Source organism: Rhodothermales bacterium, assembly GCA_034439735.1.
Lineage (GTDB): Bacteria > Bacteroidota > Rhodothermia > Rhodothermales > JAHQVL01 > JAWKNW01.
Window position 1 is genome coordinate 1 of record JAWXAX010000232.1, and the last position, 13,490, is coordinate 13,490.

General features: G+C 63.3%; 13 protein-coding genes. 4 read left to right on the top strand and 9 right to left on the bottom strand.

Translation table 11 applies throughout. The annotated features are described in order from the left end of the window. Positions 1-273: 273 nt before the first annotated feature. Complete coding sequence (locus SH809_16815; protein MDZ4701377.1) at positions 274-1,653, top strand: Gfo/Idh/MocA family oxidoreductase; 1,380 nt, start codon at positions 274-276, stop codon at positions 1,651-1,653. 10 nt (positions 1,654-1,663) lie between these two features. Here SH809_16815 and SH809_16820 read toward each other — a convergent pair whose 3' ends face one another. The 4 genes from SH809_16820 to SH809_16835 all read right to left on the bottom strand — a co-directional run bounded on the left by SH809_16820 (position 1,664) and on the right by SH809_16835 (position 6,369). Then, on the bottom strand, positions 1,664-2,947 hold the full coding sequence (locus SH809_16820; protein ID MDZ4701378.1) for a glycosyltransferase: 1,284 nt from the start codon (positions 2,945-2,947) through the stop codon (positions 1,664-1,666). 35 nt (positions 2,948-2,982) lie between these two features. After that, positions 2,983-5,058: an HAD-IIB family hydrolase gene (locus tag SH809_16825; protein MDZ4701379.1), complete on the bottom strand. Its 2,076-nt coding sequence runs from the start codon at positions 5,056-5,058 to the stop codon at positions 2,983-2,985. Positions 5,059-5,297: 239 nt separating this feature from the next. Further along, entirely contained in the window at positions 5,298-6,143 is an 846-nt protein-coding gene (locus SH809_16830) for a CHAP domain-containing protein (protein ID MDZ4701380.1), read from the bottom strand. Continuing rightward, positions 6,106-6,369, bottom strand: coding sequence for a hypothetical protein (locus tag SH809_16835; protein ID MDZ4701381.1), 264 nt, complete (start codon positions 6,367-6,369; stop codon positions 6,106-6,108). The genes SH809_16830 and SH809_16835 overlap by 38 nt, the downstream gene beginning before the upstream one ends. Before the next feature lie 167 nt (positions 6,370-6,536). Here SH809_16835 and SH809_16840 point away from each other — a divergent pair, with 167 nt between their 5' ends. From SH809_16840 to SH809_16850, 3 genes are all read left to right on the top strand, one after another. Continuing rightward, positions 6,537-7,937: a Xaa-Pro peptidase family protein gene (locus SH809_16840; protein MDZ4701382.1), complete on the top strand. Its 1,401-nt coding sequence runs from the start codon at positions 6,537-6,539 to the stop codon at positions 7,935-7,937. A 123-nt stretch (positions 7,938-8,060) separates the two neighbouring features. Then, entirely contained in the window at positions 8,061-8,894 is an 834-nt protein-coding gene (locus SH809_16845; GenBank protein ID MDZ4701383.1) for an aldo/keto reductase, read from the top strand. A gap of 108 nt (positions 8,895-9,002) precedes the next feature. Further along, positions 9,003-9,398, top strand: coding sequence for a hypothetical protein (locus SH809_16850; GenBank protein ID MDZ4701384.1), 396 nt, complete (start codon positions 9,003-9,005; stop codon positions 9,396-9,398). Between the two features lie 63 nt (positions 9,399-9,461). Here the strand turns inward: SH809_16850 and SH809_16855 are convergent, their stop codons facing one another. The 5 genes from SH809_16855 to SH809_16875 form a co-directional block, all read right to left on the bottom strand. After that, positions 9,462-9,887 carry a DUF4399 domain-containing protein gene (locus SH809_16855; protein ID MDZ4701385.1) on the bottom strand — a complete coding sequence of 142 codons (426 nt, stop codon included), beginning with the start codon at positions 9,885-9,887 and terminating at the stop codon, positions 9,462-9,464. Positions 9,888-10,118: 231 nt separating this feature from the next. Beyond that, entirely contained in the window at positions 10,119-11,048 is a 930-nt protein-coding gene (locus SH809_16860) for a ThuA domain-containing protein (GenBank protein MDZ4701386.1), read from the bottom strand. Positions 11,049-11,131: 83 nt separating this feature from the next. After that, positions 11,132-11,932, bottom strand: a complete 801-nt coding sequence (locus SH809_16865) for an SDR family oxidoreductase (GenBank protein ID MDZ4701387.1) — start codon at positions 11,930-11,932, stop codon at positions 11,132-11,134. Positions 11,933-11,946: 14 nt separating this feature from the next. Continuing rightward, positions 11,947-12,369 (bottom strand): SCP2 sterol-binding domain-containing protein, encoded by a 423-nt coding sequence (locus SH809_16870; protein MDZ4701388.1) that lies wholly within the window; start codon positions 12,367-12,369, stop codon positions 11,947-11,949. Positions 12,370-12,375: 6 nt separating this feature from the next. Next, positions 12,376-13,251: an SDR family oxidoreductase gene (locus tag SH809_16875; GenBank protein ID MDZ4701389.1), complete on the bottom strand. Its 876-nt coding sequence runs from the start codon at positions 13,249-13,251 to the stop codon at positions 12,376-12,378. Between the last annotated feature and the right edge of the window lie 239 nt (positions 13,252-13,490).

The window sequence follows — 13,490 nt, forward strand, 5'->3', positions numbered from 1 at the left end:
GCGCCGGCCGGCCGGCGCGCCCCAGGGCCGAGGCGGGGATGATGGAGGGGAGGGCGATGGCGCCGGCGGAAAGCTTGAGAAACTGACGGCGGTCGAGGTGGCTCATGAGCAGGGCAAAATGCAAAGTGAAAAATGAAAAATGGGATCGGTGATGGGCAAAATGCAACACGGTAGGGGCAAAGCGCAACGCCAGAAGCCACTTTTCACTTTTCATTTTGCACTTTGCACTACCCATACCGTTCTTGGTCCATCTCCCACAAACCGAAATCTACCATGAACGCTTCTCGTAGAGATACCCTCAAGAAACTGGCCGCCGGCGCGGCGGGCCTCACTCTTGGCGCCGTGGGAATGACGGCGCGCAGTTATGCCTCCATCCTCGGGGCGAACGACCGGCTCCGTGTGGCCACCATTGGGGTTCGCGGGCAGGGGTTCGGGCACCTGCGGCGCTGGGCGAGCATGGGGGAGACGGATAATGTCCAACTGGCCACGATCTGCGATGTCGACGAGACGCTGTTCGCCGAGCGCGTTTTGGCGGTGACGGAGCTGCAAGGGGCGGCGCCGGCGACGGAGGTTGACATGCGTCGGGTATTCGACGACCCGTCTATCGACGCGGTGTCCATCGCGACACCCAACCATTGGCACGCGCTCGCCACGATCTGGGCCCTCCAGGCGGGCAAACACGTGTATGTCGAGAAGCCCTCGTCGCACAACATCTTCGAGGGCCGAAAGATGATCGAGGCGGCGCGGAAGTATGACCGCATCGTGCAGGTGGGCTTCCAGAATCGATCGATCCCCAGCGTCCGCCGCGCCATGCAACTGCTCCACGAAGGGGTCATCGGGGATATCTACATGGCCCGCGGCCTCTGCTTCAAGCCCCGCGACTCCTTCGGCCTCTCGCCCGACAGCAAGCCGCCGGCGGGGCTGCACTACGACCTCTGGCTCGGGCCGGCCGAATGGCGCCCCTACAACGAAAAAAAGGGTCACTACAACTGGCACTGGCACTGGGACACCGGCAACGGCGATATCGGCAACCAGGGACCGCACCAGTTCGACATCGCGCGGTGGGGCCTCGGCAAGGACGAACATCCCGTCCGCGTCCAGTCCATGGGTGGGTTCTTTAAATACGGTCCGCACGAGTGCTCGCAGGAAACGGCCAACACACAGACGGCCACGTTCGAATACGCCGACGGCAAGTTGCTCCAGTTCGAAACCCGCGGCCTTTACACGGGTGGGGAGGATAGCCTGGGTGTACAGATTGGCAATGTATTTTACGGGACTGAAGGCTGGATGGAGCTGGACGGCGGCACCTGGAAGACCTACCTCGGCCGGCGGGGAGATGCCGGGCCGAGTTCGGCCGACGCGCCGGCGGAACAGGCCGGCGAAGCCCTCGGCTATCTCGCCGCTCCAGGCGGGGGCGGGCACTACGCCAACTTCGTCGCTGCGGTCCGTTCGGGGAAAAAGAGTGACCTCACGTGCGACATAGACGCCGGCCACCTGTCCACCTGCCTGCCGCACCTGGCCAATATTGCCTACCGACTCGGCCGCGAACTGCGCTTCGACGGAGCCTCTGAGCGGTTTGTCAACGACGCTGAGGCGGATGGGATGCGCACCCGCGCCTACCGCGCGCCGTACGTCGTGCCGGAGGTGGTGTGACGGCGGGGGTTCACCCCACCATCTCGCCGGCCCTCGTTTGCTGTACGGTATCGAAGATGCCCAGCGTTTTCTTCGCGATGCCCGTCCACCCGAAGTTCTTGCGGGCGAAGCGGGCGCCTTCGACCGAGAGTCGGTGGGCGAGTTTGGGGTGGAGCAGGGGGAGCGCCAGCATGGCCCCGAACTCGATGGGCCGGTTGGGATCCGCGTAGAGGGCATGGAGGCCGAACTGGATAAGTTCGAACAGGCCGCCATGGACCGTGATGACGGCCGGCGTGCCGCAGGCCATCGCTTCGATGGCCACCATCCCGAAAGGTTCATACCGCGAGGACAACGAGAAGACGCCGGCCGCCCGGAAGTAGTTGGCGAGGTCCGTATCGGCGATGTACTTCGGCCACACAATGCGGTCCGCGACGCCCATCGCCTCGGCTTTGGCGCGCAGCGTCGCGATGCCGGCGTCGTCCTGCGCGGAATCGTCACTCCCGACGGCCGCGATCAGCCGGGCCTGGGGCGCCAGTTCGAACAGGGTGGGCAGGGCGTCCATGAGCAGGTCGTACCCCTTGTTGTGCGCCATGCGGCCCAGCGTGAGGATGTCGTGTTCGCGGAGATCGTAGCGGGAGCGGAGGGCGCTGAGGTCGGCCTGGCGGACGGGGGAGAACCGGTCTTCATCCATGCCGGGTGGGATGGTAGTGATCCGGTGGTCGAGCAGGTCGTATTGCTCGCGGAGCAGCTCGGCCTGCTGCTCGGTCGTGGCGATCACGTGATCACATTGCTGGTAGGTGAGGAATTCCTTGCGGATGCGCTGTTTGAAGCGGTACGTCTTCTCCATCTGCTCCGCATCCATGCTCTCGCCCATGTTGCGCTCTTTCCACCAGCCAAGCGAGTGGGGGGTGTGGATGTGCGGGATTTCAAGCTCCTCGGCAATCTTCTGGCCGGCCCAGCCGGCATCCCAGTAGTGAGAATACACGATGTCGTACCGATACCCGCGCTCCCGAATGGTGGACAGCGTGTTCGTGACGAAGTCGCCCAGATGGTCGTGCATCCGCTCTTTGGGGATGAACTCGGAGCCCCCGAACGGCACCCGCCAGACGCGGAGGTGCTTGTTGATGTCGTCGAATTCCGGTTGATCCTCGAAGCGGCGGGTGAGGAGGTGGACGGTGCGTCCGAGTTGGCTGAATCGTCGGGCCATCTCCAATACAAAAACGACCTGTCCGCCGGTATCGGGTTTGCCCAGTTCGGGTTCGGCGGAGACATACCCGTGAACGGAAATGACAAGGATACTGGGGCGTGCGTTCATAGGAGCAACAGTATTGGAAGCGTGTGATAGGAGGATCAGGTCACGACGTGCAGATCGCGGCAGGCGCGGATGTACTCGGAGGCCGACCACGCTTGATAGGCTTTCCCCATCGGCCGGCCCGTGCGCCCGTGCGCCCATTCGTTGAATTCCCACTCGTTCGCGATGCCCTTCTGATTGAGTTCGGTGAGGCGGACCAGCTCGTGTAGCGCCAATTCCCGCATTCCGAGTTTGTTGATGTAGCGAACCCAGTGGCCGCCGATGAACGGCCAGATGCCGCCGTTGTGATAATGCTGTGGAAGATTGAGGAGATTGACGGCATAATACGGACGCCAGTCCGAGTCACCGCCCATCACGCAGGGGTACAGATTGGTGATGGGGAAAGGCTCGTTGACGCCGGCGCCCCACATAAAATTGAAGGTCTGCCCCGCTCGTTTTATATCTATCACATCGTAGAGGAAGGCGAGGATATTCCCAAAGGTGTCGCACCGCCAGCTGAAGTTGAACGGCGTGATTTCGGCGAGGAGGTAGCGCACGTCGCCGATGGAGAATTGTCGTTCGGCGAAGGTGATGCCGGAGGTGAGGGGCTGCTGCGTTGTCGGCCAGAAGTTGAGCAGGATCTCCCGCTTGATCGTGCTCGCCCAGCGCAGATAGTCGCCGGCCTTTTGTTCGTGGCCGAGCATCTGCAGCAGCCGGCCGAAGCAGATGGTGCACCGATACCAAAGCACCTCGTCGTAGAGAACGTTATAACTGCGGCCGAAGAGATCCGTCCAGTCGCCGGCCTCGGGGATTTCCAGCAGTGCGTCGTTGTTGCTGTCGTGAGCGGCAAGCCAGTCCATCGCCTGCTGGAGCTTCGGGTAGTAGCGGCGGAGAAAGTCGTAGTCGCGTGTCTGAGCCAGGTAGGCATAAAATGCGATGATCACCCACAGGCCGCTATCGATCGACGCGATGCCTCCGACGCCGGAGTATTCGGGCCGCTGGTCGTCGATGCGGACGTTCGCCGGCACCTGTCCGTTCGGGGAGACATTCTCAAGCAGGGTGATGAGGGTCTGACGCTGGCACTGGTGGATATCCTCCCAATCCCGGCTCAGCGAAAGCGAGCCGATCAGGGCCAGCGCGCTGTCGCGTGCCCAGACGCTGCGGTAATTGACATCCGTCCCGGACACCTCGTTGTCCGCCAGCGAACAGGCCGTAAACCCGTAGGGGCTGATGTTTTTCTGTAGTGCTTCGATGGCTTTGTGGTACCCCGTGCGCACGAGCGCCACCTGGTCCTCGTTGAGCCTGGCAGTCGTATTCTCCGCGGAGATATTGATGGCGGCGTATAGAGCGGTCTGTTCCGGTGGCCGATTGTCTGGTATGCGGGGGTCGACGAGTTGAAAATGATGCATGCCGGCCAGCACGGCATGGGCGCACACCTCCCGCGCCGGCGCTTCAAAGATGGTTGCGGTCCGGGAGATGGCGAGCAGCTCCGGCTGGGCATTCCCCACGATGATGCCGCGAACGCCCTGCAGGGTGAACATCGCGCTGTCGTTGCCGCTGTCGCCGGCGACGAGCGTCTGGTGTTCTGGTATCCCTAGGCGCCGGAGCAGCCAGCGCAGGGCATTGCCCTTGTTTGCCCACTTGGGCAACACGTCCAGATGCAGCGCATTCGAATAGATGACGTGGACGTCCAGACCTCGCGCTTCCAGCGCCTGCTCGATAACGCGGATCTGGTCGGCACCGGCGTCGGGGAAAAACCAGCTCGACTTGTACGCATGCTGGTAGTGCTCGGGTTGTCGGACGATGCCGGCCGGAAACCCGGTGACGACGGACTCGACCTCCTCGATCTGCCACCCTTCGTCCAACAATTCGGTGAACGCCTTGAGGACGCGGCGCTCCCGATGGTCGAATACGCTGGTTCCCACGCCGCTGATGACATAGTCCGGCGCCGGGAGGCGACCCCGCTCGATCAGGTCATCGACATCCTCCTGCATGCGGCCGGTATTGAAGCAGAGCAACGGCCGGCCGTGTTCGATCGTCTCCCAGGTCGCCTTGAATCGTCGCTCCGCCGCCTCATCGCCCAAAAGGGTACCGTCCAGGTCGGTGGAAATAAACAGGATCGGATGATCGCTCATCTAGAATGCGATTGCGGCGTCACGGGATACTCGGCGATATACTCGCCGCTACTCACCGTCATCCCAGTGGAGATGAACCGCCAGCAAAAACCGTGTCACCATGAATGAATTGCGTACAAGTAAAAGCCGCTGCCCCCGTTCGAGGTTCCGAAATTTAGGAGATTGGCATGTATTGCCCGGGGAAGAGGTACTATACAGATGTTGGTGCCGCCCGGCGCGGGGTACGTCGGGCGGTCCGTTTAGCGATACGTTACGGGGGTGAAGCTCACGATCCGGAACGCGCTTCCGGGGCTGAGCATCCGCTTGCGCAGATAGACCCCGCCCCCTTCGCGCTGGTCGCCGGCCTCACCGGCACCGGTGTTGCCTTCAATGGTTACGCCGGCCTGGCCCTCCCAGGAGACGACCAGGCCCGCATGCCCCTGGAGATCCTCCGGGGCCCGCTTCGCCTTCCAGATGACGATGGTGCCCGGCGGAATCGGCACGGTGCCGCGCTGGACGACGTTCGCGCGGATGCTGCCTCCCCGGACCGCGAAGGCGTCGGCGTCGTCGGCAAGGACGATACTGTGGGCGTCGTCGATGAACTGGCGGGCCGCGGCCGTCCGCTTTGTCGGGAAGGCAACGCCGTCGCCGGCGATGTTCAGGCAATACGAAACGAAGGCGGCGCAGTAGGGGTAACTCTTCCAGTCTCCGGAGGCGTCCTGCTTCGGCGCGAGTCCGACGGCCGCGAGGAACGACTCGACTTCCGGCCCACGGTTCGAGTCCTTCGGCTGCTCCGTCACCCCGATAAACCGGTGCGCCACCTCCAGGTGGGGGGGCATCGGGGGCACTTCCGGGACCACCTCGGCCGGCGTTTCCGGCGCGGCTTCAGCCTCGACCTGGGGCGCGGCCATCGTTCGTGTCGCGACCGGCGGCAGCGGCCGCGGATTCAGGGCCGATTGCCCGACATGGATCTCGCGGGCGACATTCGCCAGCGTGTCGGTGGGGGCGATGTCGGGGTCCCGGCCGGCGGAGTGGTCGTTTACCCTGTTCGGGGCGCAGCCGGCGGTGCTAAGCAGTAGCCACGCAAGCAGCCACGAGAATCGCATAGGCGAGAAAGAAGATGCTGACCGCGATGTTGCCATTTTTGAGCTCTTGAATGGTTTCGATGTCTCTGAGTGCCCACACGTCGAAGAGGTAGAAAAGGAACATGCCGATGAATACCTTGGCTAGCGCTACCGCGAACGCGGAGAATTCCACGGCGTAGTTAAACGTGTACCAGACGCTGATAACAGCGGCGATGCCCAGTAACAGGAAAAATTGCCAGACTTTCATGGGGATTGGACCTCTTCAGGGTGGGTGATCGAGCGACAACACACGGCTACCATGCCATGCATCCTGATCGGAATATAGCTTTTTCGCGATGAGGGGCAAATCGAGGAGTAAAATACCCGCTCCGTCGTGGTTCCACCGCCGCGAAGTCGCTACATCCTTCACACCACATGCTCAAAAAACGGCTCACACAGACCCGCCTCGTTGTTGCCGCCGTGTTGGCGCTCACCGCCGGCCTCCCGGCCCCCGTCGGCGCCCAGGCGCCCGAGCAACGGTTTTTCGACTGGACGGAGCTGCCCTTCGGCGACGATGAATACGTCCTCCGCCGCCAGGGCATCGCCCGCCAGCTGGTGGCCGGCGGCGGCGGCGTGCTGCTTGTGCCGGCCCGCGACGGGGCTTCCAACGGTGAGACCTTCCGGCAGTTGGACGACTTCATGTACCTCACCGGACTCGAGGTCCCGAACGCGATGCTTGTGGTGGACGCGGACGCGCGCGAGATCGTGCTCTTTATGCCGGAGTGGGATGCCCGATTTGAAAACTCGGCGCGTCCAAACGACTTTCCCCGCCGGCCGCTCCTGGGCGACTCGCTCTTCGCGCAACGCACGGGCTTGATGCTCCTCCCGCTGTCGCGCCTCCAGGAGACCCTCGCCGCCTGGGCCAGCGCGGGGCGGACGCTTTATGTCAACGCCGGCGCGCCGGGACCCATCGAGCCCGTGGAGGTCGGCTACTTCGCCCACTTCTCGCCGGGCGACCATCTCATCTATTACCTGCAAACGGCCTTTGGCGGCGCCCGGCTCGCCAATGCCTACCCGATGCTGGCGCGGCATCGCATGGTGAAGTCGACCGCGGAGATCGCCCGGATGCACGCCGCGGCCCGGCTCACGGGAAACGCCATCGCCCGCGCCGCGCAGGCCGTGAAGCCGGGGGTGACGGAGCGCGATATGGAGGCCGTTATTGAAGTGGCCTGTAAGGAAGGCGGCGGCCAGCGGATGCCCTTCGCGCCCATCGTGAAGTCGGGCCCCAACGCCCTGTGGCCCTGGCGCATCCTCGCCGCGCACTACAACCGCCGCAACCGGGCCCTGCAGGCCGGCGAGGTGGTGGTGTTCGACGTGGGATGCGAGGTGGGATATTATGTGGGCGACGTGGGGCGCACGCTGCCCGTATCCGGCACCTTCACCGAGGCCCAGCGCAAGGCCCTCGACCTCCAGCGCGCCGTTTCGGATGCGATGATCGCGGCCGTGAAACCCGGCGCCACCTTCGCCGCTGTCCAGCAGGCCGGCCTGGACGCCATGCCGGCGGAGGCGAAACCGTTCATGCAGGTGGGCGACTTCTTCGGCCACGCCATCGGGATGAGCGCCGGCGACCCGTTCCGGCTCGACTTGCCGCTCGAAGCCGGCATGGTCTTCACCATCGAACCCTGGTACTACAACCACGCCGCCGGCCTGGGTGTCTTTCTAGAAGATGTGATCCTCGTCACCGAGACCGGCGCCGAAAACCTCACGGATTATCTCCCCAGAACTCCGGAACGGCTGGAGAAACTGATGAAGGGAGAGATCGACCTGGTGGATTGACGGTTGCGACGTAGCCATGCGAAGCCCGGACAATGTTTTTGGATGGGCTCCCCATCCGACTGCACAGTCTCATCTCCATGTAGTATTTTCGGCCGTCCTTTCTCCTCCCACCACACGGCCCGTATGATCCTCGATTCCATCGCCTCTACCGTCCAACTCGCCAACGACGTTCCCATGCCCTGGCTCGGCCTCGGCGTTTTCCGCACCCAGGAGGGTGAGGAAGTCGAACAATCCATCCAGTGGGCGCTCGACGCCGGCTACCGAAGCATCGACACCGCGCGCATCTACGCGAACGAGGTCGGCGTCGGACGCGCCATCCATCGAAGCGGCGTCCCACGGACCGAGGTGTTCGTCACCACCAAGGTCTGGAACTCCGACCAGGGCTACGCCTCCACCCTCAAGGCATTCGACGAAAGCCTGGAGCGGCTCGGGATGTCGTATGTCGACCTTTACCTCATCCACTGGCCCGTGAAGGGGAAATTTCGCGACACCTGGCGGGCGCTGGAAACGCTCTACGCCGAGGGGCGCGCCCGCGCCATCGGGGTGAGCAACTTCCTGGTGTCTCATCTGGAAGAACTGCGGGTGGGGGCCTCGGTGGTCCCGATGGTGAACCAGGTAGAATTCCACCCGTACCTCCAGCAGCCGGCGCTCCAGGATTTCTGCCGTAAACACGGCATCCGCCTCGAAGCCTGGAGCCCGATCATGAAAGGCGAGGCGGTCTCCGAACCGACCCTCGCGGCCATCGGCCAACGGCACGGGAAAAATGGCGCGCAGGTCGCGCTCCGCTGGATCCTCCAGAAAGGCGTCGTGGCCATCCCAAAATCGGTGAAGAAAAACCGGATCGAGGCGAATGCCGATATCTTCGACTTCGAGCTTACGCCGGACGAGATGCACCAGATCGACGGCCTGGATCGGCATCACCGCTACGGTCCGGATCCGGATAATTTTAATTTCTAGCGGGCGTTACACGCGGCGAGTAGAGACGCAATATATTGCGTCTCTACGGTGTGAAAACCGGTATTTTCGCCTGTTTATGACCGCCGCTGCGTAACGCCACTTTTTAAGATGACCCATCGCCCCGCCACGTTCTTCTGGCCCCCGGCCCTCGTCATGCGCTGGGCTGTTTTCTGCGTCCTGCTCGCCGCCGGCTGCGCGGACGAGCCAGGCCCGGTCGGGCCCGAACTGGAAGGCGGCGTCATTCCCATCACCTTCCGGGTGGAAGATCGGCAGGTCTTCGAGAAGGAAACGATCGTCTACCGTACCGCCGGCGCGGGGCATCCCGATCCCGCCTCGTTCACCCTCCGCGCCGCCCAGGGCGCCCTGCTGCGGACGCTGCTGCCGGCGCTGGAGGAGGCCGACTTCGATCAGTATGCCGGCGACGCCGGGTACACGCCTCTCGCCGCCGATCACGTCGCGGTGGTGTATGCGTATTTCGGCTTTCCAGGGCTGTTCGCACCATAAAAAAAGCCCCGAGACCACTGGGTCGCGGGGCTTTAAAGGAAACGTGGCGTCACGTGAGCAGCGTCACTTGAGCACCGTCACCGTGATCTTCTCCGACATCACCGGCGGGTCGTGCGGGACGTGGCTTTTATCGCCCAGGGCAATCTGCAGGGTGTAGGTGCCCGGCTCCAACTCCAGCGTCACTTCCGTCTGCCCCTTCCCGAAGTGACGATGGCGGTCGTCTGTGGGGATGGGCATGCCCAGCGATTCGAGTTGATCGACGTTGATCAGCAGGTGGTGGTGGCCCGAATCGGGGAAATCGATGCCCGCCGGCGCGATGCCCATGCCCTTGAGGCCGAACTTGACCGTGACGGGCCCGCTGATTTCAGCGCCGTTTTCCGGGGTGATGAAGTACGCGGTCGCGCCGGCCGGGGACGGCGTACGCGGCATCTGAGCCAGGGCCGGCGATGCCAGTGCGAGGAGCAAAAGAATAATGAGGGTAGATTTCATGAGGTAGAATTCAGAGAACGGGTGCGTCAGGGCTAAGGATGGCCATTACCGCTACTCGTCGTCCCCGCGAACGCGGGGATCCACGCAACCAACCTATCGTGCATGGATCCCCAATCGAGTGGGGGATGACGAACGTGAATGACAACTGTTTGTGGCGTACCGGGGTTGATAGCTCGGTGGCCTACGTATATGACGACCCGTGTATTACGTTTCTGGCCGTCGTCAAAAGCGTCATTGGGCGGGTTTCAGGCTGATCGCGTCGGCGGTGGGGAAATTGGCCGGCACGGGGATCGTCACATTCCCCGTCGCCAGCCACTCGACACTCCGGTTGAGTGCCGTCCGGAAGCCGATGTCGTAGAAGGCCTGCTCGTCCTCCTGGTCGGGCCAGTGGTGGCCAGGAAGGAACGTGAGGACTTTGCCCTCGCCGTAGGGAATCCACCAGATCATGAGTTCGTGGTTGCCGGTGCCGCCCCAAGTGGTGTCCGAATAGGCGGTGGCGAGGATGTTCATGTTGGCCGCCGGCCCGCGCTGGCCGTGGTACAGTTCGTCTTGCGGGTGGAGCCAGGTTTCCGGGAGGCCCTGCATGATCGGATGCGCGGTGTCGCGGACACGGATCTGCCAATCGTGCACTTTGCCATGGCCGGCGCCCCGGCCCTCGCCTGGCGGGACACGAACGACGGCGTCGGTTGAATCGAGGTATACCGTCGTGCCGTCTTCAGGCCGGCGCCAGAGCATCCCGACCATCTCTTCATAGGCCGTCCACCCCGGGAATGGGTTGTTGGAGGCGTGGACCATCAGGGCGTTGCCGCCGCCGCGGATGTAGTCCTCAAACGCCGTCTTGACGCGGTCCGGCCACATTTCACCGTTGTAATCTAACACGACCACATCGTGCCCCTCAAAGTCGGGGTCCCAGCTCTCCCAGGCCTCTGGCGGACTCCCTTTGGGCGGGGTGAGGGTGGTCGCTACGCCGAAGATGCCCGGTTCGGTGAGGATGTCCAGCAGGAGGATGTTGGTCTCCTCCCAGGCGTGGTTGTTCTGGCCGCTGAGGAAGAGAACCGCCGTTGGGGGCAGTGGCGGATCCGAGGCCGGCTGGCAGGCGGAGGCGATCAGGGCCGCGAGCGCAAGGCAGACGGCCGGCAGGCGGAGGGCGAGGGTACGCATCGGTGAGCGGGGAAGGATGGAGGGGGAAGATCAAGTATAGGGGACGCACACGGGTTAATGCAAGGACAGGCCGAACGCACCACTCATCCCCGCTCACGCAAGATCACATGCGCCGCCAGCCGGCCCAGCGGCTCGGGCAGCAGGCGAGAGACGAAGTGGTAATACCAGGTTTTCCAGCCGATGCGCCAGTGGAGCCGGCGCCAGAGAATGCGACGACCGCGAGCGGCTTTCCACACAATCCCGGCGATCCGATCCACCGTCAGCCGGACATCGGCGGACTTCAACCCCGCCCACTGCGCCGAGGCGGTGTCCGCGAGGCCAGTCCGCACCCATATTGGCATGAGGTCGCACACGGCGATGCCGTGGGGCCGGAGCGCGATATCGAGCCCCTGGGTGATGCTGCGGACGGCCATTTTCGAGGCGGCGTAAGCGACGAGGTTGGGATGACCGTGGATGGCGCTGGCCGACGACATGGTGATCACCCGCGCCGGCTTCGAAGCCTTCAGCAGGGGGAGGGCCTGGAGGGTAGTGTTGAGCACGCCCCACACGTTGATGTCGATCACGCGCCGTTGTTCGGCCGCCGGTATCGACTCAAACGCCCCGGCACGGACGATGCCGGCGTTGTTGAACAACACATTCATCCGACCGCCGGTGTGCTCCCCGAAATGCGCGACGGCCCGCTGCATACTCGCCTCGTCGCACACGTCGGCTTCGCCGGCCGAGCAGCGGTGGCGGCCCATGGCATCGGCCAGTGCATTGACGCTGGCGCCGTCGATGTCATACAATCCGACGAACCAGCCTTTCTCAGCAAACAGCAGCGCGGTTGCCCGGCCGATGCCGGCGGCCGCGCCGGTGATAAAAATGGCGGGCTGAAGCGCGGTCACGGGCGAGGAGGGGCTCAGGTGGGGGTGGGATACGTGGAGTCGACCGCCATCGCGGCTTCCAGCAAGGCGTAGGCGGCTTTGGCGTAGGGCATCAGCGAGAACATACTGCCTTTTTTCAGACGCAGCTTGCCAGAGAGCAGGGTGGTCATGGGGTCGACGCGGCGGTCGAGCAGACCGCGCCAGGCCTCGAGCGGTCCGGTCACCACATACGGCACGTTCGCTTCATCGCTCACGTCCGCTATGCGGACGCCCTTGCACCGGCCGGCCTCAAGATCGAGGTACAGGGCGCGGTCCATCGGGATGCCATGCTCCCGATCGGCCTCCAGGATAAACACCATCGGGTTTTTCCACGAGGCGGCGGCTGTATGGTAGGATTCGGACGACTCCAGCCGGCCGCACCAGTCGGCCGCCCAGGCGGCGGTAAATACTTCGGGCATGGGGGGTTAGCTTTTTGCGTGCTCGAGTTCTGCCTTTAGATACGCCGGCAGCCGATGCGTTCCAAACGGAGGCGCAACGATATCGGTGGTGTTGACCCGTTCGAAAAACGCCAGCACCTGGCTCAAACGAGGATCAAACGGTGTGATCATCAGCCGGTTTATGCCCATCACGAATCGAGGCAGTTTGACGTACCGCGGCTTTTTATGTGCGGCGGCGAAGGCGATATCAAACACCTCCTGGCGGGTGAAGATGTCCGGCCCGCCGATGGGGACGACGGCTTCGCCGGCTTCGATGGCGTTCACGCACGCCTCGGCGAGATCGGCCTCGTGGATGGGGTTCGTGCGGGCGGATCCGTCACCGATGAGCGGGGCCACGCCATAGCGTACGATGCGGGGGATGACGGAAAACGCGGAGAAATAGCCGGTCGGCTGCAGGATCGAATACGCCAGTCCGGAATCCTGGAGCGCGTCCTCGAATTCGATGTGCGCCCGAATGTAGCTGAGATGGATCAGGTCGGGCGTCCGGAATACGGAGGCGTACCCGAACCGCGTGACGCCGGCGGCCTTTGCTGCCGTGAGCAGATTGAGGTTGCCGCGGTAGTCGATCGCGCGAAAGTCCGGCGACCAGAGCATCGGGCTCATGGATAACGAAGCGCCAACCGTGGAAAACACGGTGTCCACCCCGTCGCAGGCGGCTCGCATGGCCTCGGTATTACGAATATCCGCCACGCGATGCTCGTCCGTTCCCTCCGGCGCGGCGCCGGCCAATCGGCACAACGTCCGCACCCACCACCCCCGGCGCTTGAACTGGCTCACCAGCTGCCGGCCCAGAACACCCGACGCGCCGGCTACCAGCACGCGACCACGCGATGAACCCGCCATAGTATCTGTGAGGTCGTTGAAAGAGAACAACGCCTCAAAGGTAAAAGGGAAAAGGCAAAAGGCAAAAGGTAAAAGGCAAAAGGCAAAAGGTAAAAGGCAAAAGGCAAAAGGGAAGTCAACGCGCACAAGTCAGATCAATCCCTTTTACCTTTGCCCTTTTACCTTTTACCTTTGCCCTTTTACCTTTTACCTTTGCCCTTTTACCTTTTACCTTTGCCCTTTTACCTTTTACCTTTGCC